A 20692-nucleotide genomic window follows, 5' to 3' on the forward strand; every position below is an offset into this window, starting at 1 on the left:
ACATATTATCGATGAAGTGTTATTTGAGGACAATGCGTTTTGTTCGATGAGTGCAATAGAGGCCGGCTTTTAAACGAAATCATGGCGAAGCGATGGCACATCGGGTAATCTGCGCGCTTCGCGCAGCGCAGGTGGAGAAAATTGATGAGCGACGAACTGAAAAATAAAAGCGGCAAGGTCAAAGTGATGTATGTCCGCAGTGATGATGATTCTGACAAACGCACCCATAACCCACGTACCGGGAAAGGGGGAGGTCGTCCAGGAAAATCTCGTGTTGACGGCCGCAGCCGCCCTGCGCGTGACGAACGAAACAGCCGCGGCGACGATCGCAAACGTGACGACCGTAAGCGTGACGATCGCAAACGCGATGATTTTCATCGCGACGATGCGTCTCCGTGGCGTACCGTTTCCCGCGCTCCTGGCGATGAGACGCCGGTAAAAGAAGATCACGGCGGGATCAGCGGGAAGAGCTTTATCGATCCGGAAGTGCTGCGTCGTCAGCGTGCGGAAGAGACCCGCGTATATGGCGAAAACGCCTGCCAGGCGCTGTTCCAGAGCCGTCCGGAAGCTATCGTTCGCGCCTGGTTTATTCAGAGCGTGACGCCGCGCTTTAAAGAGGCGCTGCGCTGGATGGCGGCCAACCGTAAGGCCTATCACGTGGTGGACGAAGCCGAGCTGGCGAAAGCCTCCGGCACCGAGCACCACGGCGGCGTCTGCTTCCTGATCAAAAAACGCCACGGCACTTCTGTTGCTCAATGGGTCGCGAAGGCCGGGGAAGAAGATTGCGTTCTGGCGCTGGAAGATGTGGGTAACCCACATAATCTCGGGGCGATCATGCGCAGCTGCGCGCACTTTGGCGTGAAGGGCGTGGTGGTTCAGGATGCTGGCGTGCTGGAGTCCGGGGCGGCGATCCGTACGGCGGAGGGCGGTGCGGAGCATGTTGAACCGATCACCGGCGACAGCTTTATCGATACCCTCGATCAGTTCCGCAAAGCGGGCTACGCGATTGTCTCAACGTCCAGCCATAATGGTACCCCGCTGTTTAAAGCCGAGCTGCCGAAGAAAATGGTGCTGGCGTTAGGCCAGGAACGTGATGGTCTGTCCGATGCGGCGATTTCCAGCGCCGATCTCAGCGTTGCCATCGACGGTACCGGCAACGTCGAAAGCCTGAACGTCTCTGTGGCGACCGGCGTCCTGCTGGCGGAATGGTGGCGTCAGAACAAGGCGTGATTCGCCTGCCTGAATGCAAAAAAGCCAGCTGATGCTGGCTTTTTTTATGGCTGTCAATCACTCGCTTTCAGCGGGAAGGACCGGCATCCAGTCGATCGGCGTTTCGCCGCGGTCAACCAGCCACTGGTTGGTCTGTACGAAATGGTTGCAGCCAAAGAAGCCGCGATGCGCAGAGAGCGGTGATGGATGCGGCGCCTTCAGCACGCAGTGGCGCTGACGATCGATAATCGCGCCTTTCTTCTGCGCATGGGAGCCCCACAGCAGAAAAACTACTCCCTCGCAATGCTCATTGATTAAAGCGATAACCTTATCGGTAAAGGTCTCCCAGCCCAGACTGGCGTGCGAGTGCGCCTGTCCGGCGCGGACGGTCAGGACCGTATTCAGCAGCAGCACGCCCTGTCGTGCCCAGCTTTCGAGATAACCGTGGGTGGGGCGGGTAAAGCCGGGGATCGTGGCCTCCAGCTCTTTATACATATTCAGCAACGAAGGCGGGATCGCGACGCCCGGACGAACTGAGAACGCCAGACCGTGGGCCTGACCCGGGCCGTGATAGGGGTCCTGGCCGAGAATGACGACTTTGACATCGCCCAGTTCAGTAAAGCGAAACGCATTGAAGACGTCTTTTTGCGGCGGATAGATGGTGATCCCCGACTGGCGCTCTTCGGCGACGGTCTTCAGAGTATTGAGAAAATAGGGTTGTTGCTTTTCATCCGCCAGCACGTCATGCCAGGTTAAAGGGGTGGTCATCTTGCTCTCCTGCAAAAGGGTCATCGCTATAGCTTAACGGCTTCTTTCTATAGAACAAAATCGGCACGGCTTGATGCCGGCTTTTATGCAAAAAAAATTGAAAATTTACAAAATTATTTATAGCTCACAATGGCGTAACTTGATGTAAAACAATAAAAACCTCCTATACCCACGTTGGGTGAGTGGTTTTTATTGATTTATATCAAGGAATGCCGAGGGTGCGGCTGATATATATACACTCATACAACAATGGTTTTACCAATTGGCCGCGAAGAGGCCAAAATCGAATAAACACTGCCTGGGAGGCATCAAATGATTACTGGTATCCAAATTACTAAAGCGGCAAACGACGACCTGCTCAACTCTTTCTGGCTGCTGGATAACGAAAAAGGCGAAGCGCGCTGCCTGTGCGCCAAAGGTGGTTTTGCGGAAGATGATGTGGTTGCGGTAAGCAAACTGGGTGAAATCGAATACCGTGAAATCCCGGTGGACGTGAAACCGGAAGTGCGCGTCGAAGGCGGTCAGCACCTGAACGTTAACGTGCTGCGTCGCGAAACCCTGCTGGACGCGGTTGAGCATCCGGAAAAATATCCGCAGCTGACCATTCGTGTTTCCGGCTACGCGGTACGCTTCAACTCTCTGACGCCGGAACAGCAGCGCGACGTTATCGCCCGTACCTTTACCGAAAGCCTGTAAGGCTAACGCCAGATGTGAAAACGCCGGGATATCCCGGCGTTTTTTTTACTCATCGCTGGACGCTGATGGCGTCCCGGCCGCGCTTGGCTTCCGGCGCTTACCGATATTTTTCGTATCGCGGTGGCGCTTCTTCACCCGCGGTTTCTCTTTTTCATCTTTTTTCTTCTGCGCACGCTTCGCCAGCACTTTCTTCGATGGCTTACCCGTCAGCTTCTCGCTCGGCGCACGGGTCGTCGGGCGCAGTTCATCGATAACTCTGGCTTTCAACGGCTCTTCAATATAGCGACCAATCTTACCCAGCAGCAGGTGGTCATGAGCCTCGACCAGAGAAATGGCGGTCCCTTTTTTACCGGCGCGGCCGGTACGACCGATACGGTGCAGGTAGGTATCCGCGGTACGCGGCATATCGAAGTTAAAGACGTGGCTGACGTCCGGAATATCGATACCGCGGGCAGCGACGTCGGTGGCGATCAGCACGTTGACGCGGCCGTCGGTCAGGCGCTTGATAGCTTCGTTTCGCTTGGCCTGCACCATCTCGCCTTCCAGCCAGCAGGTGTTAATCCCGGCCTCACGCAGCCAGTTAGCCAGCTCATGCACGCGCTCGCGCTTACGCACAAACACGATAGCGCGGGTGGCTTCCGGCTGTTGCAGCAGATTCACAAGCAGTTTGGTTTTATGTTCGATATCGTCGGCGCGGTAGTACCACTGATGGATTTTCTTACGCTCGCGGGTTGACGGATTGGCGGAAACTTCAACCGGCTCCTCCAGCAGACGCTCAGCAAAGTCTTTGATCGCATCGCCTTCCAGCGTCGCGGAGAACAGCATAGTCTGCTTGCGCCAGCGAGTTTCACCGGCGATGGTTTCGATATCCTGGGCAAAACCCATATCCAGCATGCGGTCGGCTTCATCGAGGATTAGGGTCTCGACGGCGCGGCAGTCGAAATTCTCTTCTTTAATATATTGCAGCAGGCGACCGGTGGTGGCGACTACGATGTCCTGGTTTTCGCTGAACACTTCCGCGTGGTTCATGTACGCCACGCCGCCGGTAATGGTAGCGATGTCCAGATGGGTATGCTTCGCCAGCTCGCGGGCGTGGTCGGCTACCTGCATCGCCAGCTCACGGGTCGGCGTCAGGATAAGAATGCGCGGCGGGCCGGATTTCTTACGCGGGAAATCGAGCAGGTGCTGCAACGCTGGCAGCAGATACGCCGCCGTTTTACCGGTGCCGGTCGGCGCTGAACCGAGAATGTCACGGCCATCGAGCGCAGGCGGAATAGCGGCGGCCTGAATGGCTGTCGGGCGAGTGAAACCTTTATCCTGGAGGGCTTCCAGCAGGTTTTCGTCGAGTTCAAGTTCGGAAAAAGTCGTTACAGTCATGTTCTACCTCTGAGTGGGCCGCCGATTATAGACGTTACTGACGTAATGTTCATCTGTTTGTAAGGCTATCTGTTCTCCGGTATTGTGCATAGCCTTAGGTTCAGGAGTTTTTGTCGGCAAGGTTATTGAGGATGTCTCAGTCGAAGTTTGCGCTGCCGCGCAATGGTTTTACCTTCAAACGGTTCTTTGTCGCTCACGATCGCTGCGCCATGAAGGTGGGTACCGACGGCATTTTGCTGGGCGCCTGGGCGCCGATTGCCGGAGTGAAGCATGTGCTGGATATTGGCGCGGGCAGCGGCCTGCTGGCGCTAATGCTCGCGCAGCGTACCGGAGATGATGTGCATGTCGAGGCGGTCGAACTGGACGAAGAGGCCGCCGCTCAGGCGCGGGAAAACGCCCTCGCGTCGCCGTGGGCTTCGCGGATTGAGGTCTGGCAGGCCGATATTCATCAGTGGCAGCCGTCGCAAACTCGACGCTATGAACTGATAATAAGTAATCCGCCCTTTTTTGCCGAAGGCGTGCCATGCGCGACCTCGCAGCGAGAGCAGGCGCGATACACCACTACGCTCGATCACGCCTCCCTGCTGACCTGTGCCGCAGAGCATATTACCGAAGAAGGTTTTTTTTGCGTGGTGTTGCCAGTGGATATTGGTAATGCGTTCATCGAACGGGCAAGGGCGATGGGCTGGCATCTGCGACTGCGTACTGACGTGGCGGAGACCGAGCTGCGACCGCCGCATCGGGTGCTGCTGGCTTTCTCCCCGACGGCAGGGGAGTGTTTCAGCGACAGGCTGGCGATCCGCGGGCCAGAGCAGCAATATTCGGAAGGCTTTACCGCTCTGACCGAGGACTTTTATCTCTTTATGTGAGCCAGGGGCGAGAGTATCGACGGGCCGCTGTCAGGCAGCGGCTGCGGATAGTCGAGGGTATAATGCAGACCGCGGCTCTCCTTACGCAACATCGCGCAGCGTACGATAAGCTCCGCCACCTGCACCAGATTGCGCAGTTCCAGCAAATTATTCGAGACGCGGAAGCGGGCGTAATACTCATCCAGCTCCTGCTGGAGCATGGTAATGCGCCGCAGGGCGCGCTCCAGCCTGCGGGTGGTGCGCACAATCCCCACGTAATCCCACATCAGCAGGCGCAGTTCGTGCCAGTTGTGCTGGATAACCACCAGTTCATCCGGGATCTCCACCTGACTTTCATCCCATGCTGGCAGCGTGGCGACCTTCTGGGCGAGCGGCAGGCGCCGGGCAATATCCTCCGCGGCGGACCAGCCATAGACCAGGCACTCCAGCAACGAGTTCGACGCCATACGATTCGCGCCGTGCAGCCCGGTGTAGCTAACTTCGCCGATGGCGTATAAACCATCGACGTCGGTGCGGCCATTATCATCCACCATCACGCCGCCGCAGGTGTAATGCGCGGCGGGGACGACCGGCACCGGCTCTTTGGTTAAATCAATTCCCAGGCCGAGCAGCTTTTCATAAATCATCGGGAAATGCTGGCGAACAAACGCCTCGGGTTTATGGCTGATATCAAGGAACATACAGTCTACGCCCAGGCGCTTCATTTCATGGTCGATGGCGCGGGCGACGATATCGCGCGGGGCCAGCTCGCCGCGCTCGTCAAAGTCCGGCATAAAGCGGGTGCCATCCGGGCGTTTAAGGTGGGCGCCTTCGCCGCGCAGCGCTTCAGTAAGCAGGAAATTACGCGCCTGGGGGTGATATAGCGCGGTGGGGTGGAACTGGTTAAACTCCAGATTCGCCACCCGACATCCCGCCCGCCAGGCCATCGCAATCCCGTCTCCGGAAGAGACGTCGGGGTTAGTGGTATATTGATAAACCTTCGCGGCCCCGCCGGTAGCGAGTACTACGGCTTTCGCGCTGCAGGTTTCCACCCGCTCTTTATTACGATTCCAGATCCATGCCCCGACCACCCGGCGGGTGCCCGGCAGGCCAATCTTATCCGATACGATCAAATCGACGGCATTGCTGCGCTCAAGGATGCGGATATTAGGATGGGCAAGCGCTTTATCGACCAGCGTCGTCTCTACCGCTTTGCCGGTGGCGTCGGCGGCGTGAAGAATGCGCCGATGGCTGTGCCCCCCTTCGCGCGTGAGATGATAGCTCTCTTCGCCATTGGCCTGGACCTGGGTGTCAAACAGCACTCCCTGATCGATAAGCCACTGGACGCATGATCGGGCGTTGCTGGCGACGAAGGTGACCGCATGACGATCGCAGAGTCCCGCGCCGGCGATGAGGGTATCTTCGACATGGGATTCAATACTGTCCGTCTCATCGAAGACGGCGGCAATCCCACCCTGGGCGTAGAACGTCGAACCTTCGCTGATCGGCCCTTTACTCAGCACGGTCACCGAACTGTGCTCAGCCAGGCGCAGGGCAAGGGAAAGACCGGCAGCGCCGCTGCCGATAATCAACACATCACAAGAGAAGTCAGGAGTGGTATTCATTGTCTTTGTTTAATTTACTAAACACATTTAGCTCACAATAGCACCGGTCCGTGAGGAATCGTACAATTTTTTTGTCTGCTGTTGTGACGGCTAAACAAAAGGCGAACGGAAACGGCGTCTTGCGCGCTGAAAATGAGACGCGGGGCAGGTTGATGGCATTGGATTTTATAGTGAAATAAACGGCGTGTTACGATACCCTTCAGACGGGCCTGCGCTTTTTCTTATTGACTTACCTATCGTTTAGCAACCTGGGCATATAATGATTGATAACGATCTGCCGCCGTTGCCAGACAAAAAACAAAAAGCGTAACGGAACTTTATTGTTTTCATGCACTCCAACAGTCAGCTTGCTCATAATGCAGATTTTGGGTGGTGTTTTGAAGACGCATGGGAATTGGGTTTGGGGAGACATTACCTCGGATGAGCGAGCAGTTAACGGATCAGGTCCTTGTTGAACGGGTCCAGAAAGGAGATCAGAAAGCGTTTAATTTGCTGGTAGTGCGCTATCAGCATAAGGTCGCGAGCCTGGTTTCCCGCTATGTACCGCCGGGCGATATCGCTGACGTTGTTCAGGAATCGTTCGTTAAGGCATGGCGTGCGCTGGACTCTTTCCGGGGAGATAGCGCTTTTTACACCTGGTTATACCGTATCGCCGTCAACACGGCGAAGAATTATCTGGTTGCTCAGGGGCGCCGTCCGCCGTCCAGCGATGTTGACGCCAACGAGGCGGAAAACTTCGAAAGCGGCGGGGCGTTGAAAGAAATTTCGAACCCTGAGAACTTAATGTTGTCAGAAGAACTGAGACAAATAGTTTTTCGTACCATTGAATCGCTCCCGGAAGATTTACGCATGGCAATTACGTTACGGGAGCTGGATGGCCTGAGCTATGAAGAGATAGCCGCTATCATGGATTGTCCGGTTGGGACGGTGCGTTCGCGTATCTTCCGGGCGCGAGAAGCTATTGATAATAAAGTTCAACCGCTTATCAGGCGTTGACGATAGCGGAATACTGGAAAAGGGTATCAGGCATGCAGAAAGAAAAACTTTCGGCTTTAATGGATGGTGAAACGCTGGATAACGAACTGCTCAACGAGCTGAGTCGTTCTTCTGAGATGCAAAAAACCTGGGAGAGTTATCACCTTATCCGCGATACGCTGCGTGGCGATACCGCTGAGGTGCTGCAATTTGATATCTCCGCCCGGGTGATGGCCGCCATTGAAAATGAGCCCGTTCGTCAGACGGCTCCGCTTATTCCTGAATCTCAGCCCGCACCGCATCAGTGGCGGCAGATGCCGTTCTGGAACAAGGTGCGTCCGTGGGCCAGCTCCCTGACTCAAATGGGCGTTGCCGCCTGTGTATCGCTTGCGGTTATCGTCGGCGTCCAGCACTATAATGGTCAGTCTGATTCCGCTCAGCAGCCAGAAGCGCCGGTGTTCAATACGCTGCCCATGATGGGTAAAGCAAGCCCGGTAAGTCTTGGCGTGCCGGCTGACGCGTCAGCGGGAAGCGGCCAGCAGGCGCAGGTCCAGGAACAGCGCCGCCGAATTAACGCCATGCTGCAGGACTACGAACTGCAGCGCCGCCTGCACGCTGAGCAGCTTCAGTTTGGCCAGGCCCAGACTCAGCAGGCCGCAGTCCAGGTACCGGGCTATCAAACTTTAGGAACGCAATCGCAGTAATGAAGCAACTTTGGTGTGCCATGTCGCTCATGGCAGGCAGCCTGTTGTTCTCTGTCAACGCCTCGGCTGATACATCGTCCGGGGCGTTGTTGCAGCAGATGAACCTGGCCAGCCAGTCTCTCAATTATGAGCTGTCTTTTGTTAGCATCAGCAAACAAGGCGTTGAGTCGCTGCGCTATCGTCACGCGCGACTGAACAACCAACCGCTGGCGCAGTTGCTGCAGCTGGACGGTCCGCGCCGGGAAGTGGTCCTGCGCGGCACGGAAATCAGCTATTTTGAACCCGGTCTCGATCCGTTCACCCTGAACGGCGACTATATCGTCGATTCGCTGCCATCGCTGGTATATAGCGATTTCAAACGCCTCTCCGCGGCGTATGATTTTATCTCCGTGGGCCGTACCCGTATCGCTGACCGCCTCTGCGACGTGATCCGCGTCGTGGCTCGCGACGGCACGCGCTACAGCTTTATCGCCTGGCTGGATGCTGAAACTAAGCTGCCGCTGCGCGTCGATTTGCTCGACCGCGACGGGGAAACGCTGGAGCAGTTCCGGGTTGTCTCCTTCAATGTTGGCGATAACGTCAGCGCCAGCATGGAGACGCTGGCAAAAGCGAATTTGCCGCCGCAGCTGTCGGTGCCTGAAGGAGGCGACAAAGCCAACTTCAACTGGGCGCCGACGTGGCTCCCGCAGGGCGTGACTGAGGTTTCCAGCAGCCAGCGCCGTCTTCCCACCTTTGACGGTCCGGTAGAATCACGTCTCTATTCCGACGGCTTGTTCAGCTTCTCGATCAATATCAACCGCGCCACGGCGGCCAGCAGCGACCAGCTGTTGCGCACCGGCCGACGCACCGTCAGCACGACGGTGCGCGATAACGCGGAGATAACCGTAGTGGGCGAGCTGCCGCCGCAGACGGCGAAGCGTATCTCTGACAGTATTAAATTCAAGGCAGTACAATGATTAAAGAGTGGGCTACCGTGGTTTCCTGGCATAACGGCGTGGCGCAGGTGCACTGCGACATTAAAGCCTCCTGCAGCAGCTGCGCCTCCCGTGCCGGCTGTGGTAGCCGGGTGCTAAACAAGCTGGGGCCGCAGACCAGCCATACCATTAGCGTGCCCTGCGAGCAGCCGTTGGCCGCGGGGCAAAAAGTGGAGCTGGGGATCGCGGAAAGCAGCCTGCTGGGCTCAGCGATGCTGGTGTATATGGCGCCGCTGGCGGGGCTGTTTGTAATGGCGTCTATTTTTCAGGTGCTGTTTGCCAGCGATATTGCGTCACTTTGCGGCGCGCTGCTGGGCGGCGTCGGCGGCTTCCTGGTGGCGCGCGGTCTGTCGCCGCGACTGGCGGCACGTCAGTCCTGGCAGCCGGTGATTTTGAACGTCGCACTGCCGCCGGATCTGCTGCGTGTTGATACGCCTTCCTCCGACATGGGCCAGTGATTTCACTGGCCCTTATCTTTATTTACCTTTCCTGTTACAACGCCACAATTTCTGCGGGTATGCTGGATCTAACAGCATTTCCTGGTTTCGCGGATGTAGTGTAGAATGCGGCGTTTTCGGATTAAAAAACGTCAGGCACAGTACAGCGGCCTCATGATACTCGTAAGGCATAATTAACTCTAAATATGAAGAATATACGTAACTTTTCGATCATCGCTCACATCGACCACGGTAAGTCGACGCTGTCTGACCGTATCATCCAGATTTGCGGTGGCCTTTCTGATCGTGAAATGGAAGCCCAGGTTCTGGACTCCATGGATCTTGAGCGCGAACGCGGGATCACCATCAAGGCGCAGAGCGTCACCCTGGACTATAAGGCCAGCGACGGTGAGACCTACCAGCTGAACTTTATCGACACCCCGGGCCACGTGGACTTCTCTTATGAAGTTTCCCGTTCTCTTGCCGCGTGCGAAGGCGCGCTGCTGGTGGTAGACGCCGGGCAGGGGGTAGAAGCCCAGACCCTGGCCAACTGCTACACCGCCATGGAGATGGATCTCGAAGTGGTTCCGGTACTCAACAAGATCGACCTGCCTGCGGCCGACCCTGAGCGCGTAGCGGACGAGATTGAAGATATCGTCGGGATCGACGCCCACGACGCGGTGCGCTGCTCAGCGAAAACCGGCGTCGGCGTGACCGACGTGCTGGAGCGTCTGGTGCGCGATATCCCGCCGCCGGAAGGCGATCCGGACGCGCCGCTGCAGGCGCTGATTATCGACTCCTGGTTCGATAACTACCTCGGCGTGGTGTCGCTGGTGCGGATTAAAAACGGCACCATGCGTAAGGGCGACAAGATCAAGGTCATGAGCACCGGCCAGGTGTATAACGCTGATCGTCTGGGCATCTTCACCCCGAAACAGGTTGACCGTACCGAGCTGAAATGCGGCGAGGTAGGCTGGCTGGTCTGCGCGATCAAAGACATCCTCGGCGCGCCGGTGGGCGATACCCTGACCGCCGCCCGCAACCCGGCAGACAAAGCGCTGCCTGGCTTTAAGAAGGTGAAACCGCAGGTGTATGCCGGCCTGTTCCCGGTGAGCTCCGATGATTATGAAGCTTTCCGCGACGCGCTGGGCAAACTGAGCCTTAACGATGCCTCTCTGTTCTACGAGCCGGAAAGCTCTACCGCGCTGGGCTTCGGCTTCCGCTGCGGCTTCCTCGGCCTGCTGCACATGGAGATCATTCAGGAGCGTCTGGAGCGTGAATACGATCTCGACCTGATCACCACCGCGCCGACGGTAGTCTACGAAGTAGAGACCACCTCCAAAGAAGTTATCTACGTCGACAGCCCGTCCAAGCTGCCGCCGCTGAATAATATTCAGGAGCTGCGCGAGCCGATCGCCGAGTGTCACATGCTGCTGCCGCAGGAGTTCCTCGGCAACGTGATTACCTTGTGTGTCGAGAAGCGTGGGGTGCAGACCAACATGGTTTACCACGGTAAACAGGTGGCGCTGACCTATGAAATTCCGATGGCGGAAGTGGTTCTCGACTTCTTTGACCGCCTGAAGTCCACCTCCCGCGGCTATGCGTCGCTGGACTACAACTTCAAACGCTTCCAGGCGTCGAACATGGTACGCGTCGATGTGCTGATCAACGGTGAGCGCGTCGATGCGCTGGCGCTGATCACCCACAACGATAACGCGCCGTATCGCGGCCGCGAGCTGGTGGAAAAGATGAAAGATCTGATTCCGCGTCAGCAGTTCGATATCGCGATTCAGGCGGCCATCGGTAACCACATTATCGCGCGCTCTACGGTGAAACAGCTGCGTAAAAACGTCCTGGCGAAATGCTACGGCGGCGACGTCAGCCGTAAGAAAAAGCTGCTGCAGAAGCAGAAAGAAGGTAAGAAGCGTATGAAGCAGGTCGGTAACGTTGAGCTGCCGCAGGAAGCGTTCCTCGCCATTCTGCACGTTGGTAAAGACGGCAAATAACCCTAAGGAGTTGGCATGGCGAACATGTTTGCCCTGATCCTGGTGATTGCAACCCTGGTGACGGGCGTTTTATGGTGCCTGGACAAGTTCATTTTTGCACCGAAACGTCGTGAACGTCAGGCCGCTGCTCAGGCAGCGACCGGCGAGCAACTGGACAAGAAGACGCTGAAGAAAGTCGGCCCGAAACCGGGCTGGCTGGAAACCGGCGCATCGGTTTTCCCGGTGCTGGCGATCGTTCTGGTGGTACGTTCATTTATTTATGAGCCTTTCCAGATCCCTTCAGGTTCGATGATGCCAACGCTGCTCATCGGCGATTTTATTCTGGTGGAGAAATTTGCCTACGGCATTAAAGATCCTATCTACCAGAAAACGCTGATCGAGACCGGCCATCCGAAGCGCGGCGACATCGTGGTGTTTAAATATCCGGAAGACCCGCGTCTGGACTACATTAAGCGCGCGGTGGGGTTACCGGGTGATAAGGTCACCTACGATCCGGTTGCCAAACAGGTCACTATTCAGCCGGGCTGCAGTTCCGGACAGGCCTGCGGCAACGCGCTGCCGGTGACCTATTCCAACGTGGAGCCGAGCGATTTTGTTCAGACCTTCTCCCGCAGCAACGGCGGCGAAGCGAGCAGCGGTTTCTGGCAGTTGCCGAAGGGCGAAACCAAAGCCGACGGCATTCGTCTTACCGAGCGTCAGGAGACATTGGGCGACGTGACGCACCGAATTCTGATGGTGCCGATTGCCCAGGATCAGGTTGGGATGTACTACCATCAGTCCGGTCTGCCGCTGGCTACCTGGATTGTGCCGCCCGGTCAGTACTTCATGATGGGCGACAACCGGGATAACAGCGCCGACAGCCGGTACTGGGGCTTTGTGCCGGAAGCCAACCTGGTCGGAAAAGCAACCGCTATCTGGATGAGTTTTGAAAAGCAGGAAGGTGAATGGCCGACCGGCGTGCGGTTATCGCGCATTGGTGGAATTCATTAATTTCCTCTGCTGAATTCACGTCGCTGCTGTTATCGCAGCGGCGTGAATTATTTAGTATTTAAATCCATTCAAACTAACGACATCCCGTGTCGTTGCGTATAGAATATCCCCCCGAAGTTTTTGGTTGTCGCTCTGCCGGGTGACACTGCACACGAAAGCGTATTGGTCTGTTTCAAATTACTGTTTGAAGCGAATGCTCAGGTCGGTTTCGTGTGCTGCATCTTTGACGCATTCATTTATTGGTAACGCATGAACCCCATCGTAATTAATCGGCTTCAACGAAAGCTGGGCTACACTTTTCATCATCAGGAGCTGTTGCAACAGGCATTAACTCACCGCAGTGCCAGCAGCAAACATAATGAGCGCCTGGAATTTTTAGGTGACTCCATTTTAAGTTTCGTGATCGCGAATGCGCTGTATCATCGCTTTCCTCGTGTCGATGAAGGCGATATGAGCCGTATGCGCGCGACGCTGGTGCGCGGCAACACGCTGGCGGAGATCGCCCGCGAGTTTGAGCTGGGCGAGTGTCTGCGCCTCGGGCCGGGAGAGCTGAAAAGCGGCGGTTTCCGTCGCGAATCGATTCTCGCGGATACCGTTGAAGCGTTAATTGGCGGGGTTTTCCTCGACAGTGATATTCAGAACGTTGAACGCTTAATCCTCTCCTGGTACCAGACCCGTCTGGACGAAATCAGTCCGGGCGATAAGCAAAAGGATCCGAAGACGCGTCTGCAGGAGTATCTGCAGGGACGTCATCTGCCGCTGCCGTCTTACCTGGTGGTCCAGGTTCGCGGCGAAGCGCACGATCAGGAATTTACTATCCACTGCCAGGTCAGTGGCCTGAGTGAACCGGTGGTTGGCACAGGTTCCAGCCGTCGTAAGGCGGAGCAGGCTGCCGCCGAACAGGCGCTGAAAAAGCTGGAGCTGGAATGAGCGAAGAAAAAAGTTATTGTGGGTTTGTCGCCATCGTGGGTCGTCCAAACGTTGGCAAATCCACGCTGTTGAACAAGCTGCTTGGGCAGAAGATCTCGATCACCTCCCGTAAAGCGCAGACCACCCGTCACCGCATCGTCGGTATCCATACCGAAGGGCCGTATCAGGCGATTTACGTTGATACTCCGGGCCTGCATATGGAAGAGAAGCGTGCCATTAACCGCTTAATGAACAAAGCGGCCAGCAGTTCGATTGGCGACGTGGAACTGGTCATCTTCGTGGTGGAAGGCACTCGCTGGACGCAGGACGACGAGATGGTGCTCAACAAGCTGCGCGACGCGAAAGCGCCGGTGATCCTCGCGGTCAACAAGGTGGATAACGTGCAGGAAAAAGCGGATCTGTTACCGCACCTGCAGTTCCTCGCCAGCCAGATGAATTTCCTCGATATCGTACCGATCTCAGCGGAAACCGGCACCAACGTTGATACCATCGCGGCGATCGTGCGTAAGCATCTGCCGGAAGCGATCCATCACTTCCCGGAAGATTATATTACCGATCGCTCACAACGCTTTATGGCCTCCGAAATCATCCGTGAAAAACTGATGCGTTTCCTCGGCGCTGAGCTGCCGTACTCCGTCACCGTGGAAATCGAACGTTTCGTCAGCAACGAGCGCGGCGGTTACGATATCAACGGCCTGATCCTCGTCGAGCGCGAAGGGCAGAAAAAGATGGTGATTGGCAACAAAGGCGCCAAAATTAAAACCATCGGTATCGAAGCGCGTAAGGACATGCAGGAGATGTTTGAAGCGCCGGTGCACCTCGAGCTGTGGGTGAAAGTGAAATCCGGCTGGGCCGATGACGAGCGCGCCCTGCGCAGTCTCGGTTACGTTGACGACCTCTGAGTTAACGCAACGTGGATGGATGGCAGCGCGCCTTTGTCCTGCATAGCCGTCCGTGGAGCGAAACCAGCCTGATGCTGGACGTCTTCACGGAAGAATCCGGTCGTGTGCGCCTGGTTGCCAAGGGCGCACGCTCCAAACGCTCTAATCTCAAAGGCGCTTTACAGCCCTTTACCCCCTTGCTGGTTCGCTTCGGCGGGCGCGGCGAAGTCAAAACCCTGCGCAGCGCGGAAGCCGTTTCGCTGGCGCTGCCGCTCAGCGGCATCACCCTCTACAGCGGTCTCTACGTTAACGAGCTTATCTCCCGCGTGCTGGAGCACGAAACACGTTTCTCCGAACTCTTTTTCGAATATCTGCACTGCATTCAGGCGCTCGCCGGGGCCAGCGGCTCGCCGGAGCCCGCGCTGCGGCGTTTTGAGCTGGCGCTGCTCGGGCACCTGGGCTATGGCGTGGATTTTCTCCACTGCGCCGGGAGCGGCGAGCCGGTAGACGACACCATGACCTACCGCTATCGTGAAGAAAAAGGCTTTATTGCCAGCCTGGTGATTGATAACAACACGTTTACCGGGCACCATTTGAAAGCATTGGCGAGTCGCGAGTTTCCTGATGTTGATACGCTGCGCGCCGCGAAGCGCTTTACCCGTATCGCCCTGAAGCCCTATCTCGGCGGCAAACCGCTCAAGAGCCGGGAGTTGTTTCGCCAGTTTATGCCCGCGCGAAAGGCGCGAGCCGATAATACGAATAATGATTAACGAGGATTGTCATGGCTGAATTATTGTTAGGGGTCAATATTGACCATATCGCGACCTTGCGTAACGCCCGCGGCACCGCTTACCCGGATCCGGTTCAGGCGGCTTTCATTGCCGAACAGGCCGGCGCCGACGGCATTACCGTGCATCTGCGCGAAGACCGTCGCCATATTACCGATCGCGATGTGCGTATCCTGCGCCAGACGCTGCACACCCGCATGAATCTTGAAATGGCGGTCACTGAAGAGATGCTGACGATCGCCTGCGAAACCAAACCGCACTTCTGCTGCCTGGTGCCGGAGAAGCGTCAGGAAGTGACCACCGAAGGCGGGCTGGACGTCGCCGGCCAGCGCGACAAGATGCGCGATGCCTGTCAACGCCTGGCGGATGCCGGCATCCTGGTTTCCCTGTTTATCGATGCGGATGAAGCGCAGATCAAAGCGGCGGCGGACGTTGGCGCGCCCTATATCGAAATCCACACCGGCTGCTATGCCGATGCCAAAACCGACGCCGAGCAGGCCAGGGAGCTGGAACGTATTGCCAAAGCGGCCACCTACGCCGCCAGCCTCGGCCTGAAGGTGAATGCCGGCCACGGTCTGACCTACCACAACGTGAAAGCGATTGCTGCGCTGCCGGAAATGCATGAGCTGAATATCGGTCACGCGATTATTGGCCGTGCGGTGATGAGCGGCCTGAAAGAGGCGGTGGCGGAAATGAAGCGTCTGATGCTGGAAGCGCGCGGCTAATGGCCATTCTCGGGTTGGGTACCGACATCGTCGAGATCGCCCGCATCGAAGCGGTGATCGCCCGCAGCGGCGATCGCCTTGCCCGCCGGGTGCTGAGCGACCATGAATGGAGCATCTGGGAGCAGCACCAGCAGCCGGTGCGTTTCCTGGCGAAACGCTTTGCGGTCAAGGAAGCGGCGGCGAAAGCGCTGGGAACCGGGATCCGTAACGGGCTGGCGTTTAACCAGTTCGAGGTTTACAACGACGAGCTAGGCAAGCCGAAGCTGCGGCTATGGGGTGAAGCAAACCTTTTAGCTGAACGCATGGGAGTAAGCGCTATTCACGTTACTCTCGCTGATGAACGCCACTACGCCTGCGCCACGGTGATTGTCGAAAGCTAGCCAGGAGGGCGGTTAAATTTTATCCGCGTGGTGCATCAGCACGAATTTATCCCACAGCTGTTCTTCACTCTCGACGTGTGCCGGATCTTTCAGGATCGTATTCGGGATCGGGCACACTTTCTGGCAGGTTGGCGTGTCGTAATGACCCACGCACTCGGTGCAGCGGTCGCTGTTAATCTCATAAATGCTGTCACCCATCGAAATGGCCTCATTCGGGCACTCCGGCTCGCACATATCGCAGTTGATGCATTTTTTGGTAATTAACAGCGCCATCAGGAAAGTCTCAGAAACAACACAAACAGGGCGGGCATTATACGCCCATTTTCTGCTCAGACCAGCTTTTTCACCAGCGCTTCGCTATGGCGAATGCGCTCCGGCGCCCGCTCCAGATCCTGCTGCACCAGCCCCATAAACAGCAGATCGGTGAGCATCATTTGCGCGCTGGTGGAGGAGATGGCCGCGCTGCGCGTCGCCTGCTCTTCGGCGATAGTATACAGGCAGTGGGTCGCCTGCTGTTGCAGGGCGTTCGGGCTAAACCCGGTGATCGCCAGGATCTTACAGCCGACGCGCAGCGCTTCACCGGCCGCCATATTGATCTCCCGGCGCTCGCCGGAGTAAGAGATCGCCAGCAGAAGATCGTCGCTGGACATGGCCTGCACCGTCGCCAGCAGGGCATGCATATCCTGCTCAGAAACAGCGTTGATGCCGATCTTCATCAGCTTCCAGCTAAAGTTACGCGCCACCAGGCCGGAGGCGCCAATCCCGGTGACGATCACTCGCCGGGCGTTGCGCAGCAGCGTGACGGCTTCCCGTAGCGTCTCTTCAGTGTTGACGTCCAGCGAGGCATGCATGGCGGCGACATTGTCTTTAATGAGTTTCTCGCCGACCAGACGCAGCGGATCGTCACCGCGAATGTGGTTATGCACCGGGACGGAGTGCGGATCCGGGCTACTCGCCAGCGCTTCACTAAGGGCCAGCTTCAGCGCCGGAAAGCCTTTGAATCCCAGCTTCTGGGCAAATTTAACCACGCTGGACTGACTCACACCGGCTTCCGCTGCCAGCTGCTGCGAGCTGAGGTGCCGGGTCTCATCGGGCTGGCTTAGAATATAATCGGCCAACTTTTTGTCGCTCGCCGCCAGGGTGGGATAGCGCTGACGAATACGCGTTAAACAGTTCATTGGAGCTCCGCTGGAGCCGTCCGGCTCGTGACTGACAGAATTTTTATTCGATTATAAGGGGTATACCATGAATTAAAAATTCTTAAGCCACAATTTTTCCTTCGCCTGCTACTTTAATTCTTTCTTAACGGCAGGGGATGTTTTCCCTCGACATGGCGTCAGGCTGTTAAGCTTACCCTAACGAGAAGCGAGTTCTGAGATAAAGGAGGCAGTTTGCAGCACACTGAACGGAGAGTGGTGTTTTTCGATCTGGACGGAACCTTACACCAACAGGATATGTTCGGCAGTTTTCTGCGCTATCTGCTGCGCCATTTGCCGCTGAACCTGTTGCTGGTGGTGGCGATGGGGCCGGTGATCCTTGCCGGACTGGCAGTGAGCGGACGGGCGGCGCGCTGGCCGATGAGCCTCCTGCTGTGGGCGACAACCTTTGGCCGCCGCGAGGCGGTGCTGAAGCGGCTGGAAGCGGAGTTTGTCGGCTGGTTTCGCCATCATGTGACGGCGTTTCCGGTAGTTCATGCGCGGCTTACCGCCTACCTGACCAGCACCGATGCCGACGTCTGGTTGATCACCGGCTCGCCGCAGTCGCTGGTGGAGCAGGTCTATCGCGATACCCTCTGGTTGCCGCGGGTGAATCTGATAGCCAGCCGCACCGCGCGCCGCTGGGGCGGCTGGGTATTGACCCTGCGCTGCCTGGGGCATGAAAAGGTGGTACAGCTGGAGAAAAAGATTGGCGCCCCGCTGCGGCTGTATAGCGGCTATAGCGATAGTGAGCAGGATAATCCATTGCTCGGCTTTTGCCAGCATCGCTGGCGGGTAACCCCTCAGGGAGAGCTTCAGCAGCTGGAGTAATAGTGTGTAATTGATAGCGCCCATGTATAATGCGCCCCGCTTTTTCTGCTGGAGTGGCCGCTGTGTCTGACCTCGAACTCAATGATGAATACTGGATGCGTCATGCCCTGACGCTGGCGAAACGCGCCTGGGAAGAGGGCGAGGTGCCGGTGGGCGCGGTGCTGGTGCATAACAATCAGGTCATTGGCGAGGGCTGGAACCGGCCGATAGGCCGTCACGACCCCACCGCCCATGCGGAGATTATGGCCTTACGCCAGGGCGGACTGGTGCTGCAAAACTACCGCCTGATCGACGCCACGCTGTACGTGACCCTCGAGCCCTGCGTCATGTGCGCGGGCGCGATGGTGCACAGCCGTATCGCCCGCCTGGTGTTTGGCGCCAGGGATGCCAAGACCGGCGCCGCCGGCTCGCTGATGGATGTTCTGCACCACCCGGGAATGAACCATCGGGTTGAGATTAGCGAAGGCGTGCTGGCAGAGTCCTGCTCTGCCATGCTGAGCGACTTCTTTCGCTGGCGGCGGGAAGAGAAAAAAGCGCTGAAGAAAGCCCGGGAGCAGACCGGGGAAAGTTAATACAGGTGGCCGGGGAGTTTCATCCGGGCATTATCCATCTGCTTATCGGCGCGAAACTTGAAAAAGGGCAGGGTGGTCTCCTGCGGCTGTTCGAGCTCATTGGGGAGCACGGCCGGGTAATCCTCCGCCAGGGCCAGCGTTTGCTGCTGCTGGCGCTCCTTCTCTGACAAATAGCCGACAAGGCTTATCTGATATTTGCGGATGTTTTCCACATAGGCGTAGGCCTCATGGCCGCGGGCATAGCCGTATTTTAGTTTGCTGTAATAGGGTTTCTGGCTCAGCAACGGTAAACGCAGCTTAACGTCCGCCCAGCTGTTAGGATTGCCTTTCTGTTTGCGGGTGAGCGCCATGGCGTCCAGCATATGGGCATAGCCCATATTATAAGCGGCCAGCGCAAACCAGATGCGTTCATCTTTCGGGATCGAATCCGGCACTTTATCCATCATATCCTGCAGGTAGCGCATGCCGCCGTCGATACTCTGCGCCGCATCGGTGCGGTCGGTTAGACCCAGGCTTTGCGCCGTATTGCGTGTGAGCATCATCATACCGCGCACGCCGGTGGGGGAGGTGGCCTGCGGATCCCAGTGGGATTCCTGCCAGGCGATGGCGGCCAGCAGGCGCCAGTCAATCTCGCGGGCGTATTTTTCAAACAGCGGCTGCACCTCCGGAAGAATATTTTCCACCGCGCGCAGGAAGGTGCGGGTATCGACATAATCGAAATCGTTGCCGTGGCCGAGGTATTTCTCCTCCAGGCGCGCCAGGGTGCCGTCTTCATTGATGTTGTTGAAGAAATCAAGCATTGCCGCCGACAGCGAATTATCGTCGTCCCGGGCGCTAAACCAGGTGACCGGCTGTTCGTCAGTGATATCGAGGGCCACCGCCAGCTCCGGATGGACGCGCTGAAACAGGCTGACGGCCACCGAGTCAGCGATGGTGTAATCAAGTTTACCGTCAATCACCGCCTGCATCAGTGCCGTGGTACCGCGTTTTTCGTCCACGCGCCAGGCAAGATCCGGGTATTTCTCGGCTTTTAAGGTCTGCAGGTCGTTGATCGCCACGTGGCCCGGAGCGATAGTGAGCTGCTCGGCGGTCAGCGCCGCGAGGGTGCGCGGCCGGGTATTGCCGACGCGGTAGACCAGCTGTTGCGAAACAGAATAGTAGGTGGGGCCGGCCTGATAGTTTTTCACTCGCTCCTGGTTATAGACCAGTCCGGCGGCCAGCATATCGGCCTGACCGTCGTCGAGGTCGTCAAACAGCTGGCTGATGTTTTGCCGGACGGTTATCTTAAGCGTTACGCCAAGGTAGTCGGCAAACTGCTTCGCCAGTTCATAATCCAGACCGAACGCTTTATTGTTCATGGTGGCGAAGGTCATTGGCGAGTTGATGGTGCTGATGCGCAGCTCGCCGCGAGCGATAATGCCCGCCACCCGGTTCTCGGGTTTACCAGACCAGGGGATCGACGGCCACAGGGCCGCCGCCAGCAAAAGGGTGACAATGCCGATCAGCAGATAATTAATCTTTAATTTTTTCAGAGAGTTAATCTTCTGCAGCTTCAGGTTCCTCAGCAGGCGATGTCCGGAAAAAACGCAAGGTTGTCGTCGAATGTGCGGCATTCTGCTTAATAATGCGCCAGTTGGCAACTTATTCGCGATGGTCGTCACATTTATTGATAAACAGCATCAATGATTTTATTTCTACGCAAACGGTTTCGTCGGGGCGCAGGATTCACTATAATGACGCCCGTTTCCCCCCTGGCTCACCCTGAAAGCTTCGAAGACGA

General features: G+C 57.0%; 23 protein-coding genes. 17 read left to right on the plus strand and 6 right to left on the minus strand.

Annotation, left to right across the window (positions count from 1 at the left end; all coding sequences use genetic code 11):
- Positions 1-144 precede the first annotated feature (144 nt).
- On the plus strand, positions 145-1230 hold the full coding sequence (locus KB890_RS20770) for a tRNA/rRNA methyltransferase (RefSeq protein WP_002914089.1): 1086 nt from the start codon (positions 145-147) through the stop codon (positions 1228-1230).
- 57 nt (positions 1231-1287) lie between these two features.
- Here KB890_RS20770 and ung read toward each other — a convergent pair whose 3' ends face one another.
- Complete coding sequence (ung, locus tag KB890_RS20775) at positions 1288-1977, minus strand: uracil-DNA glycosylase (protein ID WP_002914088.1); 690 nt, start codon at positions 1975-1977, stop codon at positions 1288-1290.
- Between the two features lie 312 nt (positions 1978-2289).
- Here ung and grcA point away from each other — a divergent pair, with 312 nt between their 5' ends.
- Positions 2290-2673: an autonomous glycyl radical cofactor GrcA gene (gene grcA / locus KB890_RS20780; protein WP_004180937.1), complete on the plus strand. Its 384-nt coding sequence runs from the start codon at positions 2290-2292 to the stop codon at positions 2671-2673.
- Between the two features lie 45 nt (positions 2674-2718).
- Here the strand turns inward: grcA and srmB are convergent, their stop codons facing one another.
- Positions 2719-4050, minus strand: a complete 1332-nt coding sequence (srmB, locus tag KB890_RS20785) for an ATP-dependent RNA helicase SrmB (protein ID WP_002914082.1) — start codon at positions 4048-4050, stop codon at positions 2719-2721.
- A gap of 131 nt (positions 4051-4181) precedes the next feature.
- Between srmB and trmN the strand changes: the two genes are divergently transcribed.
- Complete coding sequence (trmN, locus tag KB890_RS20790) at positions 4182-4919, plus strand: tRNA(1)(Val) (adenine(37)-N(6))-methyltransferase TrmN (RefSeq protein ID WP_002914079.1); 738 nt, start codon at positions 4182-4184, stop codon at positions 4917-4919.
- On the opposite strand, the gene nadB is transcribed toward trmN, so the two are convergent.
- Positions 4904-6523: an L-aspartate oxidase gene (gene nadB, locus KB890_RS20795; protein WP_004180927.1), complete on the minus strand. Its 1620-nt coding sequence runs from the start codon at positions 6521-6523 to the stop codon at positions 4904-4906. The genes trmN and nadB overlap by 16 nt on opposite strands.
- A 328-nt stretch (positions 6524-6851) precedes the next feature.
- On the opposite strand from nadB, the gene rseD reads away from it, so the two are divergent.
- The 12 genes from rseD to acpS all read left to right on the plus strand — a co-directional run bounded on the left by rseD (position 6852) and on the right by acpS (position 16313).
- Positions 6852-6947: a rpoE leader peptide RseD gene (rseD, locus tag KB890_RS27835; RefSeq protein WP_121980491.1), complete on the plus strand. Its 96-nt coding sequence runs from the start codon at positions 6852-6854 to the stop codon at positions 6945-6947.
- Positions 6944-7519, plus strand: coding sequence for an RNA polymerase sigma factor RpoE (gene rpoE, locus KB890_RS20805; RefSeq protein ID WP_002914074.1), 576 nt, complete (start codon positions 6944-6946; stop codon positions 7517-7519). The genes rseD and rpoE overlap by 4 nt, the downstream gene beginning before the upstream one ends.
- 32 nt (positions 7520-7551) lie before the next feature.
- Positions 7552-8202, plus strand: a complete 651-nt coding sequence (gene rseA, locus KB890_RS20810) for an anti-sigma-E factor RseA (RefSeq protein ID WP_002914072.1) — start codon at positions 7552-7554, stop codon at positions 8200-8202.
- The gene (gene rseB, locus KB890_RS20815; protein ID WP_002914070.1) at positions 8202-9158 is read left to right on the plus strand and encodes a sigma-E factor regulatory protein RseB; all 957 of its coding nucleotides are present in this window, start codon (positions 8202-8204) and stop codon (positions 9156-9158) included. Before rseA ends, rseB begins: the two co-directional genes overlap by 1 nt.
- Positions 9155-9634 carry a SoxR-reducing system protein RseC gene (gene rseC, locus KB890_RS20820; RefSeq protein WP_004180925.1) on the plus strand — a complete coding sequence of 160 codons (480 nt, stop codon included), beginning with the start codon at positions 9155-9157 and terminating at the stop codon, positions 9632-9634. Before rseB ends, rseC begins: the two co-directional genes overlap by 4 nt.
- Positions 9635-9819: 185 nt before the next feature.
- Positions 9820-11619: a translation elongation factor 4 gene (lepA, locus tag KB890_RS20825; RefSeq protein WP_002914069.1), complete on the plus strand. Its 1800-nt coding sequence runs from the start codon at positions 9820-9822 to the stop codon at positions 11617-11619.
- A gap of 15 nt (positions 11620-11634) precedes the next feature.
- Positions 11635-12609 carry a signal peptidase I gene (gene lepB, locus KB890_RS20830; protein WP_002914067.1) on the plus strand — a complete coding sequence of 325 codons (975 nt, stop codon included), beginning with the start codon at positions 11635-11637 and terminating at the stop codon, positions 12607-12609.
- Positions 12610-12858: 249 nt separating this feature from the next.
- Complete coding sequence (rnc, locus tag KB890_RS20835; RefSeq protein ID WP_002914065.1) at positions 12859-13539, plus strand: ribonuclease III; 681 nt, start codon at positions 12859-12861, stop codon at positions 13537-13539.
- The gene (gene era, locus KB890_RS20840) at positions 13536-14441 is read left to right on the plus strand and encodes a GTPase Era (RefSeq protein WP_002914063.1); all 906 of its coding nucleotides are present in this window, start codon (positions 13536-13538) and stop codon (positions 14439-14441) included. The genes rnc and era overlap by 4 nt, the downstream gene beginning before the upstream one ends.
- Positions 14442-14452: 11 nt before the next feature.
- The gene (recO, locus tag KB890_RS20845; RefSeq protein WP_020324857.1) at positions 14453-15190 is read left to right on the plus strand and encodes a DNA repair protein RecO; all 738 of its coding nucleotides are present in this window, start codon (positions 14453-14455) and stop codon (positions 15188-15190) included.
- A gap of 11 nt (positions 15191-15201) precedes the next feature.
- Positions 15202-15933, plus strand: coding sequence for a pyridoxine 5'-phosphate synthase (pdxJ, locus tag KB890_RS20850; RefSeq protein WP_004180923.1), 732 nt, complete (start codon positions 15202-15204; stop codon positions 15931-15933).
- Positions 15933-16313, plus strand: a complete 381-nt coding sequence (gene acpS / locus KB890_RS20855; protein WP_004144351.1) for a holo-ACP synthase — start codon at positions 15933-15935, stop codon at positions 16311-16313. Before pdxJ ends, acpS begins: the two co-directional genes overlap by 1 nt.
- Before the next feature lie 12 nt (positions 16314-16325).
- On the opposite strand, the gene KB890_RS20860 is transcribed toward acpS, so the two are convergent.
- Both KB890_RS20860 and KB890_RS20865 read right to left on the minus strand, forming a co-directional pair.
- Positions 16326-16586, minus strand: a complete 261-nt coding sequence (locus tag KB890_RS20860; RefSeq protein ID WP_004144350.1) for a YfhL family 4Fe-4S dicluster ferredoxin — start codon at positions 16584-16586, stop codon at positions 16326-16328.
- A 56-nt stretch (positions 16587-16642) separates the two neighbouring features.
- The gene (locus KB890_RS20865; RefSeq protein WP_004144349.1) at positions 16643-17491 is read right to left on the minus strand and encodes a MurR/RpiR family transcriptional regulator; all 849 of its coding nucleotides are present in this window, start codon (positions 17489-17491) and stop codon (positions 16643-16645) included.
- A gap of 213 nt (positions 17492-17704) precedes the next feature.
- On the opposite strand from KB890_RS20865, the gene yfhb reads away from it, so the two are divergent.
- Both yfhb and tadA read left to right on the plus strand, forming a co-directional pair.
- Entirely contained in the window at positions 17705-18340 is a 636-nt protein-coding gene (gene yfhb, locus KB890_RS20870; RefSeq protein WP_004180922.1) for a phosphatidylglycerophosphatase C, read from the plus strand.
- A gap of 62 nt (positions 18341-18402) precedes the next feature.
- On the plus strand, positions 18403-18912 hold the full coding sequence (gene tadA, locus KB890_RS20875) for a tRNA adenosine(34) deaminase TadA (RefSeq protein ID WP_004180920.1): 510 nt from the start codon (positions 18403-18405) through the stop codon (positions 18910-18912).
- Here tadA and mltF read toward each other — a convergent pair.
- A complete protein-coding gene (gene mltF / locus KB890_RS20880) occupies positions 18909-20525 on the minus strand; it encodes a membrane-bound lytic murein transglycosylase MltF (protein ID WP_004144346.1) in 1617 nt (538 codons plus the stop codon). The genes tadA and mltF overlap by 4 nt on opposite strands.
- Positions 20526-20692: the final 167 nt, after the last annotated feature.

Source organism: Klebsiella sp. P1954 (assembly GCF_018199955.1).
GTDB lineage: Bacteria > Pseudomonadota > Gammaproteobacteria > Enterobacterales > Enterobacteriaceae > Klebsiella > Klebsiella pneumoniae.